The organism is Mesorhizobium sp. B2-2-3 (assembly GCF_006442405.1).
In the GTDB taxonomy this organism is placed as follows: domain Bacteria; phylum Pseudomonadota; class Alphaproteobacteria; order Rhizobiales; family Rhizobiaceae; genus Mesorhizobium.
The window spans coordinates 445,445-463,499 of sequence record NZ_VFWC01000003.1; the positions used below are offsets into that span (position 1 = coordinate 445,445).

At 63.8% G+C, this 18,055-nt stretch carries 21 protein-coding genes; 10 read left to right on the plus strand and 11 right to left on the minus strand.

Features of this window, described 5'->3' with window-relative positions:
* The first annotated feature begins 89 nt into the window (after window positions 1-89).
* Window positions 90-1,394: an FAD-binding oxidoreductase gene (locus FJ951_RS08140; RefSeq protein WP_140514308.1), complete on the plus strand. Its 1,305-nt coding sequence runs from the start codon at window positions 90-92 to the stop codon at window positions 1,392-1,394.
* Window positions 1,391-2,365: an amino acid ABC transporter permease gene (locus FJ951_RS08145; RefSeq protein ID WP_140514310.1), complete on the plus strand. Its 975-nt coding sequence runs from the start codon at window positions 1,391-1,393 to the stop codon at window positions 2,363-2,365. Before FJ951_RS08140 ends, FJ951_RS08145 begins: the two co-directional genes overlap by 4 nt.
* Before the next feature lie 212 nt (window positions 2,366-2,577).
* Here FJ951_RS08145 and FJ951_RS08150 read toward each other — a convergent pair whose 3' ends face one another.
* From FJ951_RS08150 to FJ951_RS08155, 3 genes are all read right to left on the minus strand, one after another.
* Entirely contained in the window at window positions 2,578-4,017 is a 1,440-nt protein-coding gene (locus FJ951_RS08150; RefSeq protein ID WP_140514312.1) for a GMC family oxidoreductase, read from the minus strand.
* Window positions 4,014-4,184, minus strand: coding sequence for a hypothetical protein (locus FJ951_RS28395; RefSeq protein ID WP_181165184.1), 171 nt, complete (start codon window positions 4,182-4,184; stop codon window positions 4,014-4,016). Before FJ951_RS28395 ends, FJ951_RS08150 begins: the two co-directional genes overlap by 4 nt.
* Window positions 4,185-4,373: 189 nt before the next feature.
* A complete protein-coding gene (locus tag FJ951_RS08155) occupies window positions 4,374-5,135 on the minus strand; it encodes a GGDEF domain-containing protein (protein ID WP_140491457.1) in 762 nt (253 codons plus the stop codon).
* Window positions 5,136-5,295: 160 nt separating this feature from the next.
* On the opposite strand from FJ951_RS08155, the gene FJ951_RS08160 reads away from it, so the two are divergent.
* Window positions 5,296-6,006, plus strand: coding sequence for a pyrimidine 5'-nucleotidase (locus FJ951_RS08160; protein WP_140491455.1), 711 nt, complete (start codon window positions 5,296-5,298; stop codon window positions 6,004-6,006).
* Window positions 6,007-6,129: 123 nt separating this feature from the next.
* Here the strand turns inward: FJ951_RS08160 and FJ951_RS08165 are convergent, their stop codons facing one another.
* Window positions 6,130-6,975, minus strand: coding sequence for an LOG family protein (locus FJ951_RS08165; protein ID WP_140491453.1), 846 nt, complete (start codon window positions 6,973-6,975; stop codon window positions 6,130-6,132).
* Between the two features lie 146 nt (window positions 6,976-7,121).
* Here FJ951_RS08165 and dapD point away from each other — a divergent pair, with 146 nt between their 5' ends.
* The 3 genes from dapD to FJ951_RS08180 all read left to right on the plus strand — a co-directional run bounded on the left by dapD (window position 7,122) and on the right by FJ951_RS08180 (window position 8,765).
* Complete coding sequence (gene dapD, locus FJ951_RS08170) at window positions 7,122-7,976, plus strand: 2,3,4,5-tetrahydropyridine-2,6-dicarboxylate N-succinyltransferase (protein WP_140491451.1); 855 nt, start codon at window positions 7,122-7,124, stop codon at window positions 7,974-7,976.
* 71 nt (window positions 7,977-8,047) lie between these two features.
* Window positions 8,048-8,395 carry a DUF805 domain-containing protein gene (locus FJ951_RS08175; RefSeq protein WP_140514313.1) on the plus strand — a complete coding sequence of 116 codons (348 nt, stop codon included), beginning with the start codon at window positions 8,048-8,050 and terminating at the stop codon, window positions 8,393-8,395.
* A complete protein-coding gene (locus FJ951_RS08180) occupies window positions 8,388-8,765 on the plus strand; it encodes a DUF805 domain-containing protein (protein ID WP_246671692.1) in 378 nt (125 codons plus the stop codon). The genes FJ951_RS08175 and FJ951_RS08180 overlap by 8 nt, the downstream gene beginning before the upstream one ends.
* A gap of 73 nt (window positions 8,766-8,838) precedes the next feature.
* Here the strand turns inward: FJ951_RS08180 and FJ951_RS08185 are convergent, their stop codons facing one another.
* A complete protein-coding gene (locus FJ951_RS08185; protein WP_140514317.1) occupies window positions 8,839-9,876 on the minus strand; it encodes a 2-dehydropantoate 2-reductase in 1,038 nt (345 codons plus the stop codon).
* A gap of 129 nt (window positions 9,877-10,005) precedes the next feature.
* On the opposite strand from FJ951_RS08185, the gene dapE reads away from it, so the two are divergent.
* Window positions 10,006-11,199 (plus strand): succinyl-diaminopimelate desuccinylase, encoded by a 1,194-nt coding sequence (gene dapE, locus FJ951_RS08190; protein WP_140514318.1) that lies wholly within the window; start codon window positions 10,006-10,008, stop codon window positions 11,197-11,199.
* Between the two features lie 5 nt (window positions 11,200-11,204).
* Complete coding sequence (locus FJ951_RS08195; RefSeq protein WP_140514320.1) at window positions 11,205-11,834, plus strand: transporter; 630 nt, start codon at window positions 11,205-11,207, stop codon at window positions 11,832-11,834.
* Here the strand turns inward: FJ951_RS08195 and truA are convergent.
* From truA to def, 4 genes are read right to left on the minus strand one after another with little or no spacing between them, the layout of a single operon-like run.
* Window positions 11,822-12,571, minus strand: a complete 750-nt coding sequence (gene truA, locus FJ951_RS08200) for a tRNA pseudouridine(38-40) synthase TruA (protein WP_140514322.1) — start codon at window positions 12,569-12,571, stop codon at window positions 11,822-11,824. The genes FJ951_RS08195 and truA overlap by 13 nt on opposite strands.
* Window positions 12,572-12,594: 23 nt before the next feature.
* Window positions 12,595-13,101: an N-acetyltransferase gene (locus FJ951_RS08205; RefSeq protein ID WP_140514323.1), complete on the minus strand. Its 507-nt coding sequence runs from the start codon at window positions 13,099-13,101 to the stop codon at window positions 12,595-12,597.
* Window positions 13,098-14,033, minus strand: coding sequence for a methionyl-tRNA formyltransferase (gene fmt, locus FJ951_RS08210; RefSeq protein WP_140514325.1), 936 nt, complete (start codon window positions 14,031-14,033; stop codon window positions 13,098-13,100). Before fmt ends, FJ951_RS08205 begins: the two co-directional genes overlap by 4 nt.
* Before the next feature lie 6 nt (window positions 14,034-14,039).
* Window positions 14,040-14,570, minus strand: a complete 531-nt coding sequence (gene def / locus FJ951_RS08215; protein ID WP_056573548.1) for a peptide deformylase — start codon at window positions 14,568-14,570, stop codon at window positions 14,040-14,042.
* Between the two features lie 103 nt (window positions 14,571-14,673).
* On the opposite strand from def, the gene FJ951_RS08220 reads away from it, so the two are divergent.
* Window positions 14,674-15,960: a DNA recombination protein RmuC gene (locus tag FJ951_RS08220; protein WP_140491433.1), complete on the plus strand. Its 1,287-nt coding sequence runs from the start codon at window positions 14,674-14,676 to the stop codon at window positions 15,958-15,960.
* A gap of 19 nt (window positions 15,961-15,979) precedes the next feature.
* On the opposite strand, the gene FJ951_RS08225 is transcribed toward FJ951_RS08220, so the two are convergent.
* Window positions 15,980-16,384, minus strand: a complete 405-nt coding sequence (locus FJ951_RS08225; RefSeq protein ID WP_140491431.1) for a GFA family protein — start codon at window positions 16,382-16,384, stop codon at window positions 15,980-15,982.
* A gap of 125 nt (window positions 16,385-16,509) precedes the next feature.
* Window positions 16,510-17,463, minus strand: coding sequence for a cation diffusion facilitator family transporter (locus FJ951_RS08230; protein ID WP_140514327.1), 954 nt, complete (start codon window positions 17,461-17,463; stop codon window positions 16,510-16,512).
* A gap of 273 nt (window positions 17,464-17,736) precedes the next feature.
* Between FJ951_RS08230 and FJ951_RS28985 the strand changes: the two genes are divergently transcribed.
* Window positions 17,737-17,862 carry a hypothetical protein gene (locus tag FJ951_RS28985; protein ID WP_140491427.1) on the plus strand — a complete coding sequence of 42 codons (126 nt, stop codon included), beginning with the start codon at window positions 17,737-17,739 and terminating at the stop codon, window positions 17,860-17,862.
* Window positions 17,863-18,055 lie beyond the last annotated feature (193 nt).

Sequence of the window (18,055 nt, forward strand, 5' to 3'; positions counted from 1 at the left end):
CCCTCTCTAAACCTTTGTTCTTGCGCAATTCCCCAGGGAAAAGCGCTACGCGCTTTTCCTGACGAGCGGGATGCAGTTGAAAGTCGCCGATGGCCTATCCGGACACCTACTACGCCCGCACCATGATCGACCGGAAGATCAGGCCCCCGCTCCGCGGCGAGGCGCACTGTGACGTGGCCGTCGTCGGCGGAGGACTGGCCGGCCTGACCACGGCGTTGCAGCTGTCGCGTTCCGGGCTGCGCGTCGCCGTGCTGGAGGCCCAGGTCGTCGGTTTCGGCGCCTCCGGCCGCAATGGCGGCTTCGTCACGCCTGGCTTCGCCACCGGCGGCGACACCATTGCCGCACGCGTCGGCAAGGAGGCCGCGCGGCAACTGCACCGGCTGTCGATCGAGGGCGTCGAGTTCGTGCGTCATACCATCGAGGCTCTCGACATATCGGCCGCCATGCCGCGCGAGGGGCTGGTCAGCGTCCTGCGCTACGACGATGGCGACGCGCTCAAGGCCTATGCCGACCAGACGGCGCGCGACCACGGATACGAGCTTCAATATCTGCGCAGAGAAGACGTCCGTTCGGTGCTTAAATCGGCTCGCTACTATCAGGGCCTGCGCGACCCGAAAGCCTTTCACATCCATCCGCTTAATTATCTGCGTTCCGTGGCCGATGAGATCGAGCGGCTTGGCGGCAGCATCCATGAGAGCTCCGAAGTCGTGCAATGTGATCTGTCGGGGCCGCAAAAGATGCTGCGCACGCGAGAGGGCACGCTTCGGGCAACTCGCGTCGTGCTGGCTACCGGCGGCTACACCGGCCCGGTATTCACCCAGCTCCACCGCGCCTTCCTGCCCATCGCGACCTATGTGATGGTTTCCGAGCCGGCGCCGCGCCTGATCGCGCAAGCCGTTGCGACCACGGACGCGGTCGGCGACAACCGGCGGGCCGGCGACTACTATCGGCTGGTCGATGGCGGCAATCGCCTTTTGTGGGGCGGGCGCATCACCACGCGCGCCGCTTCCGCCTACGCGCTGGCGCGCGAGTTGCGCCGCGAGATGATCGGTACCTATCCGCAGCTTGCGGACCTCAAGACCGAACTGGCCTGGTCCGGATTGATGTCCTATGCCCGTCACCTGATGCCCCAGATCGGCGAATTGCAGCCGGGCGTCTGGTATTGCACGGCTTTCGGCGGCCATGGTCTCAACACCACGGCCATCGCCGGAAAAGTCGTTGCGGAAGGCATTCTGGGCGTTTCGGACCGGTACCGGCAGTTCGCGCCATTCGGATTGAGCTGGGCCGGCGGCGCCGCCGGCCTGGCGGCCGCGCAGCTCACCTACTGGAAATTGCAGGCGCAGGACTGGTGGCGAGAACGTCATGCCGCCACGAAAGACAAGGTGACGGCATGATCGGCAGGCTGATGCTCTTCTATCCGGGGATCACCCGCCGCGCAGCGGCGGCGCTCGTGCTGGCGCTGTTGGCCGCCGGCCTTTACGCGATGGGCATCAAGTCAAGCTGGATCGGCTCGGTGATTCCAGTTGCATCCGGCTGGCTGCAGGCCAACCCTGCCCTGTCGCGCGCGCTTTCCGCAGTGCTGATCGCGCTCGTTGTGCTGGTGAATTGCAAGCTGCTGCTGCTTTTGCCCCGACGGCAGCAGATCGTCGGCGTGTGGATCGAACTGTTCGTGCTCCTGATGCTGTTCTTCTATTCCTTCGACCTGTCGCTTGCCTTCATCGCCAGGAAGATCGGCTTCCTGATCACCCAGGGCGTCACCACCACGCTCTACATTTCGGCAATCTCGATCCTGATCGCGACAGCCATCGCACTTGTCGGCGCGATCGCCAAACTGACCGGAAACGGCATTGTGTACGGGCTGGCCACTTTCTACACCTCGTTGTTCCGCGGCCTTCCTTTGCTGATGCAGATCTACATCATCTATCTCGGCCTGCCGCAGGTCGGTTACGTGATCGGCGCGGTGCCGGCCGGCATTCTGGCGTTGTCGCTGTGTTATGGCGCCTACATGACCGAGATCTTCCGCGCCGGCATCGAAAGCATTCCGCGCGGACAGAGCGAAGGCGCCACCGCGCTTGGACTGAGTCCCGGCCAGACCATGGCGCTGGTCATCCTGCCGCAGGCCATGCGCGTCATCATCCCGCCGACCGGCAACCAGTTCATCGCCATGCTGAAGGACTCGTCCCTGGTGTCGGTCGTCGGCGTCTGGGAGATCATGTATCTCGCCCGCACCATGGGCCAGACGGAGTTCCGCCATATCGAGATGTTGATCACCGCCTCGATGATCTACTGGATCCTGTCGATCACGCTGGAGTTCGGCCAGGCCTATCTCGAACGGCGTTTCGGCCGGTCGGAGCGGCGGGCGTAGGAGCAATACCAGGAAAACTGCTCACGGTTTTCCGTCCAGAATAGCGTGAGGCAAAGAGCTGGGAGCTCGGCGATCCCTCAAGCGCTGAAGCGCTCGCTGGCTGCCGCCGTGGTGCTGGTGCGCATCGCCATAAACGGCTTTTAAGCCGCTCCGGCGCCATCATGTGACGCGGCCTTGCCGGGATGAGGTGATTTCGCGGGGCTGCGGAACGATCAGGCGGCGACCACCTTGCCGAGATGCTCGCCGAGCCGGCAGGCCAACGCCGTGATCGTCGTCGTCGGGTTGCATTGGCCCGAGGTGCAGAACACCGAGGAGCCGCCGACATAGAGATTGTCCATCCCGTGCACCTTGCAATTGGCATCCACGACGCTCGTGGCGACATCGGTGCCCATGCGCGTACCGCCCATGTGATGGTGACCGGCCGTCTCCTCGTCCGTCGGGTAGTCGCCGCCATTCGAAATCCAGTCGGCTATACGCACCCGGCCCAGGTTCTTCTGGGCTAGCGTCGTCCCGAAAAGCCTCAGCCCTTCGAGCAGCGTGCGGCGTTCCAGGTCCGATTTCTTCCAGTGCAGCTCGATGCGCGGCACGCCGGCGTGGTCGACCACGGTCTTCGACAGCTCGACCCGATTCGAGGCCAGCGGCGCCTGCTCCCAGGCGACATAGAGCTGGGCCGCGCAGCGCAGGTTCTGGTTGAGCCTGCCCGATAGCCACTCCGCCATGTTGGGCGCCGTACAGGCGAGATCCGCGATCAGGTCCTTGACGCCGGGATAGGGCGTCTCGATCAGCCTGATGCCGAAATTCATGATCCGCAGCCGCTCCATCGCGGCCGGCATCGGCGAGAAGAAGGCCTCGTTCACCGCATCGACCTCGAATGCGCCATAGTCGGCCAGGATGGCGTTGCCGCCCTGGAAGGTCGGGTGTTCCATCCAGTAGCGGCCAAGTGCCGTCGCGTTCGGCACGACGCCGCCATTGGAGCGCTGGTTCGACCATAAAAGCAGCCGCGAATTCTCCAGCCCCCCGGTACTGACGATAAAATAATCGGCGCTAAAGAAGCCGGCATCCTGCCCCTGCGACCACAGCCTGGCGCCGGTCACGCGTCTGCCGTCGCCGGCAAGCTCGGTGGCGCAGGTGTTGAGCACGACAGCGATGTTCCTGCTCTTGTCGAGCTCGTCGGCGTATTTTTCAGCGAAGCGCACCGCACCGCTCTTGATCAGCTGCACCCAGCGGATGTCGTCCGAGATCGGCGCGTCCGGCCGGAAATCCGGCAGTTCCAGGATGTCGCGCACTTCGCCCAGATACGGTTCGATGTCGCTGCGCCGGATCGGCCAGCCCGTGTCCGGCACCCACGCCTTCGGCTCGAAATCCTGTTTGTCGAGCACGCGGCACCAGCCGGCCCAGTGGTTCGAGCTGCCGCCCATGAACCGCAGCCGGGTGATATCGAGATCGAAATAGAAATCGCCGACCGTGGTGCCGCGGTAGAAATCCTGCGAGGTGTCGCTGAACTCCCTGCCGCCGGCCTCCAGCACCACGACCGGTATGCCGGCGGCACCGAGCTTTCTGGCGATCGTGGTGCCGGCCGGGCCGGAGCCGAGAACGCAGACCCTAGGCGTGAAATTCGCGGCGCGAAACGCCTCATAACTGTCGAAGATCATGCCAGGTCGCTCCGCTTCAGGATCCAGCCATTGACCTCGACGATCTCATCGGGGGCGGCTTCGGAAGAACCCGCATCGGGCAATTTGCGGAACAGCGACAGGGCAGGCACCGCGATCAGCGTCTGCATGATCATTCGGCGCGATATCTTCTTGATAAGGAAACTCATGACAGGTCTCTCGACGGGGTCTCTATCCAGGCATGTTCTCTGAACATCCAGGCATGTTCCCTGAACGGCACATGCTTCATCATCGAAGCCAGAAGCGTGCCAAAACTGGTTGCAAGCCGGAACAATGCGCAGCCGAGTGCAAACAGGGTTAGAGACTCCTTAACAAGCCGATATGCTGGATCAGCCCGTTCAGGCCGCCTCGGAGATGTCGGTGTCGAGGATCACCAGGTTGCGTCCCCGATGTTTGGCCTGGTAGAGGCGCCGGTCGGCGGCCCGCATCAGCTCCGACACGCTGGCGCTTTCGTCGCAGAGGGTTCCGCCGATGCTGACGGTCAGCGGAATGGTCCGCTCGTCCACGGGCCGGAAGCGGATCAGCTCGACTTCGCGGCGGATGTGCTCGGCGACGCGCTTGGCTTCCCGTTCCGTGGCTCCGACCAGCAATGCGCCGAACTCCTCGCCGCCGATGCGGCCGAGGACGTCGCCGTCGCGCACCCCGCGCTTGATCGCGCTGGCGATCAGGAGCAGCGCGTCGTCGCCGGTCAGATGGCCGAAGCTGTCATTGATCATCTTGAAATGGTCGGCATCGATGATCAGCAAGGCGCCGCGATCGGGCTTGTGCCGGGAGCCGTTGAGCACGGCAAAGAAGCTTTCCCGGTTGAGCATGCCCGTCATGTCGTCGCGGCTGGCCTTTTCCGCCAGCCGGCGATGCGCTGCGGCAAGCTGGGCGTGCGTGCGGGCAAGGTCGCGATGCGCCGACTTCAGCCTGTCGCTGTGCCAGAACGTGCTTGCGCAGGCCGCCCATGCAAGAACCAGCGGACACAATGTCGAGGTCAGCCAGATCATGCGGTTGACCGGGAATCCCATGGCGGGGACGATGATCAGGGTCAGAAGGAGCGAAACCGCGACGGAGACGAAAGCAATGGTGGCGGACTTCAGAATTATACTGCTCATCGCTGGCTCCCACTGGACCGCCTCTGTGCCAGCAAGCCCTGAAGGCCACCTTTCCAGGATGCCTAAAATTTGAACGGTGAGACTGTTCTGCCACTTTCGGCGCGTAGAAGTTGTGGATAAAGCCCCTTCAAGATCGTCCGTTTCGTGCCATAAGGGGCGCATGGCTACACACCCCGACCCCGCTCGCTTCGCCCATGTCACCGACTGGGTGTTCGACCTGGACAACACGCTCTATCCGCATCATTCGAATCTGTTCTCGCAGATCGACGTCAAGATGACCGCCTATGTCGGGGAACTGCTGTCGCTGCCGCGCGAGGACGCGCGCAAGCTGCAAAAGGAACTTTATCGGGAATATGGCACGACACTGAACGGGCTGATGACGCGCCATGGCATAGACCCCGACGATTTCCTCGAGAAGGTCCACGACATCGACTATTCCTGGCTGGTGCCGGATCCCGTCCTCGGCACCGCCATTCGCCAGCTTCCCGGCCGCAAGTTCATCTTCACCAACGGCGACCGCAGGCATGCCGAGCGCACTGCGCGCCAGCTTGGCATCCTTGATCATTTCGACGACATCTTCGATATCGTCGCTGCCGGGCTCAACCCCAAGCCTGCGCGCCAGACCTACGAGAAATTCGCCGAACTTCACGCCGTCACCGGCCACAATGCGGTGATGTTCGAGGATCTCGCGCGCAACCTGTCCGTGCCGAAGTCACTGGGCATGACGACGGTCCTGGTGGTGCCGCGCAATTTCGAGCCGACATTCTCCGAAATCTGGGAGCGCGATCCGGCGCAGGAAGATGATGTCGACTTCGTCACCGACGATTTGGCCGGGTTTCTGACGGAGATAGTCGTGGGGATAAGGCAGTAGGCAGTAGGGCAGTAGGGCAGTAGGGCAGTAGGGCAGTAGGGCAGTAGGGCAGTAGGGCAGTAGGAAGATGAGGGGCGCTCTCAGCCCTTGATTCTAGATATACTGCCTTACTGCCCTACTCCCTTACTCCCCTAACTTATAGAACCGGCTGACGATGCCCCAGGCCTCGTCGGCGGTGTCGACGAAATCGATGATGTCCTGGTCGCCGGGACTGATCGTGCCTTGCTCGGCGAGGAAGTCGAGATCGATCGCCCGTTTCCAGAAGGATTTGCCGAACAGGATCACCGGCACGCGCTCCATGCGCCCGGTCTGGATCAGCGTCAGCGTCTCGAAGAATTCGTCCATCGTGCCGAAGCCGCCGGGAAACACCGCGACGGCCTTCGCGCGCATGACGAAATGCATCTTGCGGATGGCGAAATAGTGGAAGTTGAAACAGAGTTCCGGCGTCACATAGGCATTGGGCGCCTGCTCGTGCGGCAGAACGATGTTAAGGCCGATAGAGGGCGCGCCGACATCGTCGGCGCCGCGATTGCCCGCTTCCATCACGCCGGGCCCGCCGCCGGTCACCACGACATATTCGCGGTAGTATGAACTGGCCGATTGCTGCGAGCAGAGGCGGGCGAATTTGCGCGCCTCCTCGTAATATTTGCTGTTTTCCTCGAGGTTCTTCTTCTGCGTCTCGTTTTTGGCCGCCCAGGCCTCGCCGCCGGGTTCAGGCAGCCGCGCGCCCCCGAACAGGACCACGGTCGAGCGGATACCGCGCTCGGCCAGGATCATCTCCGGCTTCAGGAGTTCGAGCTGCAGCCTGACCGCGCGCAGTTCGCGCCGCGTCATGAAGTCGGGATCGTTCCACGCCAGGCGGTAGGTCTCGGCGCGCGTCTGCGGCGTGTCCGGCACGCTCCTGGCCCGCTCCAGATCCTCGTCCGAATGCGGCAGCGGCGTCCAGCCCGCCTTTTCCATGGGTGTCATGATGTCAGGTCCGTCCATTTCATTCACTTGCGCCGTCCCATGGCGCAGTCGCGATTGACCCCTACTCTGCCTTCACATAGGGTCCGCGCGATTTTCAAAACAGGTTAAGGCTCAGCCCCTTAACAGCCTGGTAATGGAGCGAATTCATGTCGAAGCCGGATCTGGCGAGCCTCGAAAAGACCATCGACAAGGCCTTCGAGGAACGTGACGCGATTTCGACGGCGACCAGAGGCGAGACACGCGACGCCATCCAGTCGGCGCTCGATCTGCTCGACCGCGGCACCGCCCGCGTTGCCGAGCGCCAGGCCGATGGCCAGTGGCATGTCAACCAATGGCTGAAGAAAGCCGTCCTTTTGTCCTTCCGGCTGAACCCGATGGAGATCATCAAGGGCGGTCCCGGCCAGGCCGTGTGGTGGGACAAGGTGCCGTCGAAGTTCGACGGCTGGAGCGCCGTCGATTTCGAGAAGGCCGGTTTCCGCGCCGTGCCGTCGTCGATCGTGCGCCGCTCGGCCTATGTCGCGCCGGGCGCCGTGCTGATGCCGTCCTTCGTCAATGTCGGCGCCTATGTCGATTCGGGCACCATGGTCGATACCTGGGCTTCGGTGGGCTCCTGCGCCCAGATCGGCAAGAATGTGCACCTGTCGGGCGGCGTCGGCATCGGCGGCGTGCTGGAGCCGATGCAGGCCGGTCCCACCATCATCGAGGACAATTGCTTCATCGGCGCGCGCTCGGAAGTGGTCGAAGGCTGCATCGTGCGCGAGGGCTCGGTGCTCGGCATGGGCGTCTTCATTGGCCAGTCGACCAAGATCGTCGACCGCGCCACCGGCGAGATTTTCTACGGCGAAGTGCCGCCGAATTCCGTCGTCGTAGCCGGTTCGCTGCCGGGCAAGCCGTTTCCGAACAATGAGCCGGGTCCAAGCCTCTATTGCGCGGTCATCGTCAAGCGGGTCGATGCCAGGACCCGGTCCAAGACCTCGATCAACGAATTGCTGCGCGATTGATCTTTTTGGAAAGCGGGCGCACCTTCCGCCGGCGCGACGATCGGTCGCGCCGGTTCAACATGGAGGGTGGCATGGACTGGAGATGTCTGCTGACGAGCTTCGACGGCCGCATCGATCACGCCAAGTTCTGGGCCGGCATCGGTATATTCATCGTCATCGGTATTGTTGCCTTCATTCTCGATGCGATTCTCGGCACGCGCTTCACGACCGCAGGCGGCGGCAGGATCGGCATCATCGGCATGCTCGTCGCGCTGGCGTCGCTCTATTTCGCGATTGCTCTCTGTGCAAAACGCTGGCACGACCGCGACAAGTCGGGCTGGCGGACGCTGATCGGTCTCGGCATCTGGCTGCTGGTCGGATTCGGCGTTCTCGAAGGCGCCCAGGGTGTCAATCAATATGGACGGGACCCGCTTGCCTGACAGATCCAACTTCACTTGGCTTTTCTTCAAGACATCGGGCCGCGTCAGTCGCGCGGCCTATTTTCTTGGCGGGCTGCTCGTGGCCATCATCCAGGCCTTCCCGCTCTATCGTTTCACGCTGGTGCCGGAAGGCTCGCCCGAGAGCAACATGTGGTCGTTCGTCTTCTTCATCGCCTTCATCGCCTCGCTGTGGTCAAACATCGCACTGGCGGTGAAGCGGCTGCACGACCTCGACAAGCCCGGCATCGCGGCGTTGATCCTGTTCGTGCCGGTCGTCTCGATCGTCGCCTTCGTCGTGCTTTGCCTGTTTCCGGGCCAGCCCGGACCCAACCGCTATGGCAAGCGCACCAATGCACCGGCCGAACCCTGAGCGCCCATCATCGCGATGCGCTACTGACGGTATGCATGAAAAGGAAGGCCTGAAGCGCGTCGCCTGAATTCATTCAGACGCGACGCGCTTCAGGCGCGGCGACCTGATCCGCGCTGAAACCGGGCGATCCGCAGCCGGCCGCTTCCGCCTCACGCACCAGGGCGATGATCCGTCGGACCGTCGGCGCCGGCGTGCCCGCTTCTTGCGCCAGGCGAAGAACGGCGCCTTGCAAATCGCCGATCTCCGTCGGCCGGCCGCGCTGCAGATCGTCCCACATGGAGGAACGCGCCTCCCGGTCGATGGCCAGCATCCGCCTCGCCAGCAGCCTGAACAGCCAATCGGGGAGGCGGAGCACTATCGGCAACAGCGCCGGCCGCAAGCCGGCGATCCGCGCCGGCTCGATGCCCGACGCCTTCATGGCCTGGAGCGCCTCGTCGATCTGTCTTGCCAGGATCAGCCTCCAGCGCCGGTCGGCAAGCTCGCTCGCCAGCGGCAGGCCCGAAAGCGCCACCAGCGCATTGTTCAAATTCATCAAAAGCTTGCCCCACAGCACGGCTTTCATGTCGGCATGGACTTCAACCCGGAACCCTTCGACGCCGATAAGGCTGATCAGACCGGCATCGCTGTCCTCGATCATGACCTTGCCGTCGCTGGCGCGGTGGACACGCAGCGGTAATTCGCCGTCGGCCGATTGCACGACATTGAACGGCACCATGCCGGCCAGCACTGGTCGCCCGCCGACACCGGCGCGCAGCCTGTCGGCATTGTCGATGCCGTTCTGCAGGCTCACCACCACGGCGTCCGGCGGGGCGTGGGCGGCGATGAGCGCAGCCATCTCCCGCGTCGCGCCGCTCTTGACGGTGACCAGGATCACGCCCGCCTGCGGCAAGGCAGCGGCTGGTTCGGTGGTGACGGCAAGCGCTTGCGGCTCGAGGCCTCGATCGCGGCCCTCAAGGTCGCTGATCCGCAATCCGCCTTGCCGCAGAGCCGCCTCGACGCGCGGCCGGGCCAGCAGGATGACCTTGCGCCCGGCGAGCGCCAGACAGCCGCCGGCATAGCAGCCGATGCTGCCGGCGCCGGCAATGACGATTCTCTTGCCCCCGTTTGCCATCCTGTCGCTCCGCACCGGGCCCACGACTATACGACATGAAAACCATAATGTCGGCGGTATCGCCGGTCATAGGACTGGCCCCTACGTCTGGCCGTGACAGGCCTTCAGCTTTCGACTATCGCTTTTGCCATGACGCTGCCGATCGATCCCGCCGCAAACCTCGCCGCCCTCATCCGTTGCGCCTCCGTGACGCCGGCCGAAGGCGGTGCGCTGACCGCGTTGCAGACGATGCTGGAACCGCTCGGCTTCCTCGTCGATCGCCCGGTGTTTTCGGAAGACGGCACGCCCGACATCGAGAACCTTTATGCCAGGCGCTCCGGCAATGGCCCTCATCTGATGTTCGCCGGACACACCGACGTGGTGCCGGTCGGCGACGAAGCCGCCTGGACGCATCCGCCCTTCGGCGCCGAGATCGCCAATGGCGAGATGTATGGCCGGGGTGCGGTCGACATGAAGGGCGGCATCGCCTGTTTCATCGCCGCGGTAGCGCGCCATGTCGAGGCGAATGGCGGCCCGAAGGGCTCGGTCTCGCTGCTGATCACCGGCGACGAGGAAGGCCCGGCCATCAACGGTACCACGAAGCTGCTCGAATGGGCGGCTTCCAGGGGCGAAAAATGGGACGCATCGATCGTCGGCGAGCCGACCAACCCGGCTGCGCTTGGCGACATGATAAAAATCGGCCGGCGCGGCTCGCTGTCGGGCGACGTCATCGTCAATGGCCGCCAGGGCCATGTCGCTTATCCCTTGCTTGCCGACAATCCGATACGCGGGCTGATGAGCCTGGTCGATGCTTTGCTGCATCCCGTCTTCGATGAGGGCACGAAGGATTTCCAGCCGACCAATCTGGAGGTGACATCCATCGACGTAGGCAACCCGGCCACCAACGTCATTCCAGCCAAGGCAACCGCCACCTTCAACATCCGCTTCAATGACAGCTGGACCGCCGAGACCATACAGGCCGAAATCCACAACCGTCTCGACCAGGCGGCGGGCCGCAGGAAATATCGGCCCGGCAAGGAGATGCCGGTCGACTACGAACTCGTCTGGCGCGACCGGCCGAGCCATGTCTTCCTGACCCGCGACGACAGGCTGATCGAGACGTTGAGCGGCTCGGTCAAGGCGGTGGTAGGCAGAGAACCGGCGCTATCCACCTCCGGCGGCACCTCGGATGCGCGCTTCATCAAGGACTATTGCCCGGTGGTCGAATTCGGCCTGGTCGGCAAGACCATGCACATGGTCGACGAGCGCGTTGCCCTTGCCGATCTCGAGACGCTGACGCAAATCTATCAGCGCTTCATCGAAGACTGGTTCGGACAGGACTGAGCAGCATGCTTTCGGCGGACGAGACCCAAGTTTCGCTGACCGGCGCCTGGCGACTGATGCTCGGCAGGGCCGATGGCCTGCGTCTGCTCGACCTGTCTGCCGATGGTTTCTGGAATTCCTTTTTCGCCATCGTCGTCGCGGCGCCGGCATTGATCGTCGGCTGGGTCGGCATCGCCAACGAGATCGGCGATCCCGATGCCTTCGCGGGCCGCTTCAGCATGCTGTTGCGGCTGGCGACAGTCGATATCGGTTCCTGGGTGCTGCCTCTGGTCGCACTCGCTCTGGTCGCGCCGCGCGCCGGCATCGGCGGCCGCTTCGTCCACTATGTCGTGGCCTCGAACTGGGCTTCGGCCATCACCGCCTGGCTGATGCTGCCGTCCGCGCTGATCAGGCTTTTCCTGACCTCGGCAAGCCAGATCTCCAGCCTTGTGTCGCTGCTGTTGTTCGCGCTGTCGATGGTGCTGACCTGGCGCATGACCAACGCGACCATCGGCAGGGGGGCCGCAATCGGGACCGCTGTCTTCGTTGGCATGTTCATCGCTTCGCTGATCGTGCTGTTCGGGCTGCAGGCACTGCTTGGCATCACGGTTCCGGACACCGGAGCTCAGAGCCTTTCGGGACTCTATCCGGGATAATCGACGCCGACCAGAAAAAGCCCGTCGGGCGGCGCCACCTGGCCGCAGGCGGCGCGGTCGTGCGCCTCGAGCGCCGCCTTGAGATCGCCCGCCGTCCATGCGCCTTCGCCGACGCGCTTGAGCGAGCCGACCATCGAGCGCACCTGGTTGTGCAGGAAGGAACGCGCCGAGGCTCTGACTTCGATCATGTCGCCCGAACGGCTGACGTCAAGACGGTCGAGCGTGCGCACCGGGCTCTCGGCTTGGCATTGCGTGGAACGGAAGGTGGTGAAATCGTGCCGTCCAAGCAGCACTTTGGCGGCTTCGTGCATGGCAGCGGCGTCAAGCTGCTTCGGCACCCACCATACCTTGCCCTTTTCCAGCGCCGAGGGCGCGCGCCGGTTGAGGATGCGGTAGAGGTAGTGACGGCCGATAGCCGAGAAGCGGGCATCGAAGCCGTCGACGACGGTCGTGGCTTTCAAGATCGCGATGCGATTGCCCGCGCCCTGCAGATGCGCGTTGACGGCATCGCGCACCTTGTCGTCCGGCCAGGCCTTGGCCAGGTCGACATGCGCCACCTGGGCCGTCGCATGCACGCCCGCATCGGTACGGCCGGCAGCGCGCAAGCGGACCTGCTGGCCGCAGAATTTTTCGATCGCCTGCTCGATCGCCTGCTGCACCGAAGGCTGGTCCGCCTGGTGCTGCCAGCCGGCAAACAGGCTGCCGTCATATTCGATGTCGAGGCGAAAACGCGGCATGTCGGGCGGCTATACGCACTCGCCTAGGCGGCGAGTGCGGTGAAGGCCGAGGCGTAGACCAGCCGGCCGGTTTCGGGAGCGTCGCCCCAGGCCAGCGCCTGCAGCGCCTCGCCCTGGTACTCGCTCTCGAATCCTTCGGCGCGCGCGTGGCTGTAGCCGAAACGGCCGTAGTAGGTGGGGTCGCCCAGCACCACGGCCAGCATCTCGCCGGCGTCGCGCAGGCGGATGTGAGCCTCGCGGATCAGCGCGCCGCCAATGCCGGTGCCGTGAAAGGAGGGCTCCACCGCCAGCGGCGCCAGTGCCACCGCCGGGAAATCCTTGCCGCCGGTGCGGGCGAAAAGCCGCGAAAACAGGATGTGGCCAACCACTTGCCCGTCTTCTTCCGCCACCAGTTCGACAACGGCGTCGCCGCCGGAAACCAGCGCGTCAACCAGCCCGGCCTCCGCCTGCTGGCCGAAAGCGTGTTCCTCGACGAGGCGGATGGCCTCGCGATCCCGCGGCGTCGCCGCGCGTATCGACATCATGCTCATGACAATTTCATTCCTTTTTCGATCTTGGTCCCGCGCAGGAATTCTTGCGCGGCGGCGGGCCTTCCGCCCGCCCGTTGAACTTCGACCAGCCGGATCGCGCCCGCTCCGCAGGCGACCGTCAGGCGGTCGTCGAGAATTCCTCCCGGTTCGCCCATGCCTTGCGCAAGCGTCGAGCGAAGCAGTTTCAGCCGTTCCACCCGGCCACCAATTTCAACCTCGCACCAGGCGCCGGGGAAGGGCGACAGGCCGCGAATGTTATTGTGGACTTCGGCCGCGGGTCGCGTCCAATCCACGTGCGTATCGGATTTATCGATCTTTTTGGCGTAGGTCACCCCCTCAACCGCTTGGGCGGTGAACGCCAGGCTATTCCTTTCCAGCCGCGCCAGCGCTTCCACGATCAGTGCGGCGCTGACGCTCATCAATCGATCATGCAGATCGCCGGCGGTCATATCGGGTTCGATGACGCATTTTTCAACCAGCCCCACCGGGCCGGTGTCGAGGCCTTCTTCCATGCGCATGACCATCATGCCGGTTTCGCTGTCGCCCGCCATAATCGCCCGTTGGATGGGCGCCGCACCGCGCCACCGCGGCAACAGCGAGGCATGGCCGTTGATGCAGCCCAGTCGCGGCGCCTCAAGCACCGCCCTGGGCAGCAGCAGGCCGTAAGCCACGACCACGCCGATATCGGCTTGCAGCGCGCGAAAAGCTGCCTGTTCGGCCTCGCCCTTGAGCGACGTCGGCGTGCGCGTCTCGATGCCCAGCCGTTCCGCCTCGCGCTGTACCGGCGACGGCGTCAGCTCAAGGCCGCGCCGGCCGGCGGCTCGCGGCGGCTGCGTGTAGACGGCCGCGACCTCATGTCCGGCATCGGCAATTGCGCGCAATGTCGGCACCGAAAACTCCGGCGTCCCCATGAAAATGACGCGAAGGGGCATTGTCCCCTATCCCACCAGCTTGCCCGGAGCCTTGTCCTTGGCCAGCTTCTTGAACTTCTTCACCACCATGTCGCGCTTCAGCTTCGAAATGTGGTCGATGAACAGCACGCCGTTGAGATGGTCGATCTCATGCTGCAGGCAGGTTGCCATCAGCCCCTCGGCCTCCATTTCCTGCAGCTTGCCATCGCGGTCGAGATACTTGACCCGCACGGAAGCCGGGCGTTCGACCTCGGCATAATAGTCGGGAATCGACAGGCAACCTTCCTCGTAGACGGAGCGCTGGTCGGCGCTTTCCAGGATTTCGGGATTGATGAAGACATGCGGCGCCGGCGTCTCGTCCTCCTTGGCGAGGTCGATCACCAGCATGCGCAGCGGCTCGCCGATCTGGATCGCGGCCAGCCCGATGCCGGGCGCGTCATACATGGTCGCCAGCATGTCGTCGGCCAGTTTGCGCAAGGGCGCGTCGACGCGCTCCACCGGCTTGGAAACCTGGCGCAGGATGGGGTCGGGAAGGATGATGAGCGGCTTGATCGGCATGGCGTCTCACCTAAGACCTTGAATAAAGGGCGTCAACCGGTACGCCGGGGGATCGTTCACGTTTTGATCTGTGCTGGCCGGCCGAATCGTCTATGCTGTGTGCATGAACGACCTGACATCCATCCTTTCGGAACCTGTCGCCCGGCTTGGCGCGACCACGATCACGCTCGGCCATGCGCTGGCGTTCGGGGCCTTTGTGTTTCTTGGCCTGTTCGTGGCGCTTGTCGTCGCGCTGTGGCGCTCGGCCAAGGCGCGCGCCGTGGCCGCTGCCGAAGCCGCCGACCATGCCCGCGACGCCGAGGCGCGGATGGCCGGCATATTGCAAAGCCAAGCCGAGATGCAGGGCCGCATGGGCGCCATCGCGGAAGTCTTCGGCGCGCGGCAGGCGGAACTGACGCAATCGATCGGCCAGCGCCTCGATGCCATGACCGGCCGCCTCGGCCAGACCATGACCGAGCAAACCAAATCCACTCATGAGAGCCTGGCCAAATTGCAGGAGCGGCTGGCCGTCATCGACACCGCGCAAGGCAACATCCAGTCGCTCGCCGGCCAGGTCGTGCAATTGCAGGCGATCCTCTCCAACAAGCAGACGCGCGGCGCCTTCGGCCAGTCGCGCATGGAAGCGATCGTCGCCGACGGTCTGCCGCACGGCGCCTACGAGTTCCAGGCGACCTTGTCCAACGGCAGCCGTCCCGATTGCCTGGTGAAGATGCCCAACGGCGCGCCGGCGCTTGCCGTCGACGCCAAGTTTCCGCTGGAAGCCTGGAACGCCATCCGCGCCGCCGAAGGCGCCGAACAGCAGAAGGTCGCGTCGCAGGCCTTCCGCCGCGACATCGAGGTGCATGTCCGCGATATCGCGGATAAATATCTGATCCAGGGCGAGACGCAGGATACCGCCTTCATGTTCGTGCCGTCGGAATCGGTGTTTGCCGAGATCCACGAAAATTTCGAGGCGGTGGTGCAGAAGGCGCACCGCGCCCGCGTCGTCATCGTCTCGCCGTCGCTCCTGATGCTGTCGATCCAGGTCATCCAGGCGATCCTGAAGGATGCCCGTATGCGCGAGCAGGCACACCTGATCCAGGGCGAGGTGATCCGGCTGATGGAGGATGTTTCGCGCGTCGACGAGCGGGTGCGCAAATTGCAGGGCCATTTTGCCCAGTCGGCCAAGGATATAGACGACATCCTCGTCTCGACGTCGAAGGTGACCAAACGCGGCCAGAAGATCGAAGCTCTGGAGTTTGGGGCGCAGCCCGGAGGCGATGCCGACCCTGACATGGCGTCACCAGCCCCTGCGAAGCCGGAACCCGGCCCGCGCGTTGTCGATTCCCCACGCGTTGCCGATTCAAAGACCGGCCAGCTCAGGCTGAGGGTCGTCGAAGGCGACGAATGAGGCGCCGCACCGGACGGCGCTACTGCTCCTCCACTGTGGTCATGCCGTGAAATTCAGGTAGCCAGTGAAGCGCCGAGCGGTGCCATTTTTGCAGTGTCGGAATCAAATCCTGGCGTTGCCGCGCGGTTCCCACTCGAATGCCGTAGACCTTTGGGCCATCTCCGACCGACGTGGCGTAAAGGTGCGAACCGCAGTCGGCGCAAAAGGCCTGGACGCGCTTGGCGCCGCTTGCCACGGTCTTGATGTAGACCTTCGGTGTACCCTTTGTGATCCGGTAGTGATCTTCAGGCGCCGGAACGGTGACGCGAAAGGCCGTACCGGTCAACTGTTGGCAATCGGTACAATGGCAGATCGAGGTCTTTTCCGGTTCGACCTCCGCCTCATAGGTGATGGCACCACAATGACAGCCGCCGTCGATCTTCATAATCAGTCCTCCAAAACTCGATCGGCTGATTTTAGCGGCGCAGCGTCGCAAGGCAACGACGCGACGCTGATCCAGAGGCATGATCCCGAGGAATGGAACGCGGGTTTCGAGGCTATGCTCAAAGTCTACTCGGATGCTGATTCGATCAGCTTGCGTCGCTGTTCCCAGGTGCCTGACGTCTGCGGCTTGACGAACAGCCGGGTGATCTCGGGCATTTCCTTCCTTAGCTGCGCTTCGAGGCGCTCGACGCAGGCTTCGATTTCCGGCGCGGACAGATGGTCCTCGAATTCGATGCTCAGGCCGGCAACGATTTCTTCCGGCCCCAGGTGGACCGTCAGGACGCCGTTCGCCCGCTGCACCGCCGGATCCTGCTGCGCGATCGCCAGCACTTCTTTCTGCACCGCGGGCGAAGCAGGCTCGCCGATGAGCAGCCCCTTGCTCTCGCGCGCCAGGAAGGCCGCGGTCGCACCCAGGATCAGCGCAATGCCGATCGAGGCGGCGCCGTCCAGTTCCGGCATCTCGAAAATCTCCGCCGCCAATATGCCGGCAAAGGCGACGATCAGGCCGAGAAGCGCGGCACTGTCCTCGAACAGCACTGTGTAGACGCTTGGATCCTTGCTCGATTGCACGGCCTGCAGCCAGCCCTGCTGGCCCTTCTGCCGGCGGAATTCCCTCAGCGCCACCAGCCATGAGCTGCCCTCGAACAGAAACGACAGGCCGAGCACGATGTAGTTGACCCTGACATTGGCGGCCGGTTCGGGCGCAATGATGTGCGTCACGCCTTCGTAGAACGATACGCCGGCGCCGAGCGCGAAGACGAGAAGCGCCACGATGAAGCTCCAGAAGTAGAGCTCGCGGCCATGGCCGAGCGGATGCGCGCGGGTGGCCGGGCGTGCGGCGCGATGCATGCCATAAAGCAGCAGGCTACCATTGCCGGTATCGACCAGCGAATGCACGCCTTCCGAAAACATCGCCGAACTGCCGGTGAAGAAGGCTGCGACGAATTTGGTCAGCGCGATCGCGAGATTGCCGGCGAGCGCCGCGTAAATGACCGTTCGAGAGCCGCCATGCCCCGCCATTGCTTCCCTGTCGTCCTGTCCGACACGCGAAGTCTAGAGTAATTGCAGGAAAAGTGGGAGCCGATTTCCTTGAGATCATGCTGCGGGCCCGCCGAAATTCCGCGGCCATCGCGACGCACCAACACCCCGTCCGTTCAAGTCGCTGCGCGCCGGTTCGGATTCATAAGGCCGCCGAAACAGGTTGCCGGTTTTCGCGGCCGTGACCGCGAACGGCCCTTGCCTACAGGCATTTCTCTTGTTTCACTTCACTTCCCGCAACTGGAGGAACGAATCATGGCAAAAGGTGCGATGAAGGCAGGCAAGGAGGCCCGCAAGCCGAAGAAGGACGCCAAGAAGCCGGCCGCTGCTCCCACGCTCAAGGCGCCGCCGGTCAAGGCAACGAGGCTCAAGGAAAAATAGTCGCGTGCCTCGGATGGAGTTCGCCGGCGGCGTTCGGAACACCGCCGGCAGTTTGTTGATCGGGCGTTAAGACACCCTATATCTGGTGCGGGGACGACCCCACATCTCCTGAAATCCGGTCGGGACGACCCGCCCACTGTCTGACAGGGCATCGGCTGCCGCGGTGCTCGGTCGATCGCGCATTGCATCGTCC

What these genes read in the sequence shown, in the direction of transcription:
- FJ951_RS08140 (WP_140514308.1), top strand. Translation starts at nt 90, where the DNA reads ATGGCCTATCCGGACACCTACTACGCCCGCACCATGATCGACCGGAAG.
- FJ951_RS08145 (WP_140514310.1), top strand. Translation starts at nt 1,391, where the DNA reads ATGATCGGCAGGCTGATGCTCTTCTATCCGGGGATCACCCGCCGCGCA.
- FJ951_RS08150 (WP_140514312.1), bottom strand. Translation starts at nt 4,017, where the DNA reads ATGATCTTCGACAGTTATGAGGCGTTTCGCGCCGCGAATTTCACGCCT.
- FJ951_RS28395 (WP_181165184.1), bottom strand. Translation starts at nt 4,184, where the DNA reads ATGAGTTTCCTTATCAAGAAGATATCGCGCCGAATGATCATGCAGACG.
- FJ951_RS08155 (WP_140491457.1), bottom strand. Translation starts at nt 5,135, where the DNA reads ATGAGCAGTATAATTCTGAAGTCCGCCACCATTGCTTTCGTCTCCGTC.
- FJ951_RS08160 (WP_140491455.1), top strand. Translation starts at nt 5,296, where the DNA reads ATGGCTACACACCCCGACCCCGCTCGCTTCGCCCATGTCACCGACTGG.
- FJ951_RS08165 (WP_140491453.1), bottom strand. Translation starts at nt 6,975, where the DNA reads ATGACACCCATGGAAAAGGCGGGCTGGACGCCGCTGCCGCATTCGGAC.
- dapD (WP_140491451.1), top strand. Translation starts at nt 7,122, where the DNA reads ATGTCGAAGCCGGATCTGGCGAGCCTCGAAAAGACCATCGACAAGGCC.
- FJ951_RS08175 (WP_140514313.1), top strand. Translation starts at nt 8,048, where the DNA reads ATGGACTGGAGATGTCTGCTGACGAGCTTCGACGGCCGCATCGATCAC.
- FJ951_RS08185 (WP_140514317.1), bottom strand. Translation starts at nt 9,876, where the DNA reads ATGGCAAACGGGGGCAAGAGAATCGTCATTGCCGGCGCCGGCAGCATC.
- dapE (WP_140514318.1), top strand. Translation starts at nt 10,006, where the DNA reads ATGACGCTGCCGATCGATCCCGCCGCAAACCTCGCCGCCCTCATCCGT.
- FJ951_RS08195 (WP_140514320.1), top strand. Translation starts at nt 11,205, where the DNA reads ATGCTTTCGGCGGACGAGACCCAAGTTTCGCTGACCGGCGCCTGGCGA.
- truA (WP_140514322.1), bottom strand. Translation starts at nt 12,571, where the DNA reads ATGCCGCGTTTTCGCCTCGACATCGAATATGACGGCAGCCTGTTTGCC.
- FJ951_RS08205 (WP_140514323.1), bottom strand. Translation starts at nt 13,101, where the DNA reads ATGAGCATGATGTCGATACGCGCGGCGACGCCGCGGGATCGCGAGGCC.
- fmt (WP_140514325.1), bottom strand. Translation starts at nt 14,033, where the DNA reads ATGCCCCTTCGCGTCATTTTCATGGGGACGCCGGAGTTTTCGGTGCCG.
- def (WP_056573548.1), bottom strand. Translation starts at nt 14,570, where the DNA reads ATGCCGATCAAGCCGCTCATCATCCTTCCCGACCCCATCCTGCGCCAG.
- FJ951_RS08220 (WP_140491433.1), top strand. Translation starts at nt 14,674, where the DNA reads ATGAACGACCTGACATCCATCCTTTCGGAACCTGTCGCCCGGCTTGGC.
- FJ951_RS08225 (WP_140491431.1), bottom strand. Translation starts at nt 16,384, where the DNA reads ATGAAGATCGACGGCGGCTGTCATTGTGGTGCCATCACCTATGAGGCG.
- FJ951_RS08230 (WP_140514327.1), bottom strand. Translation starts at nt 17,463, where the DNA reads ATGGCGGGGCATGGCGGCTCTCGAACGGTCATTTACGCGGCGCTCGCC.
- FJ951_RS28985 (WP_140491427.1), top strand. Translation starts at nt 17,737, where the DNA reads ATGGCAAAAGGTGCGATGAAGGCAGGCAAGGAGGCCCGCAAGCCGAAG.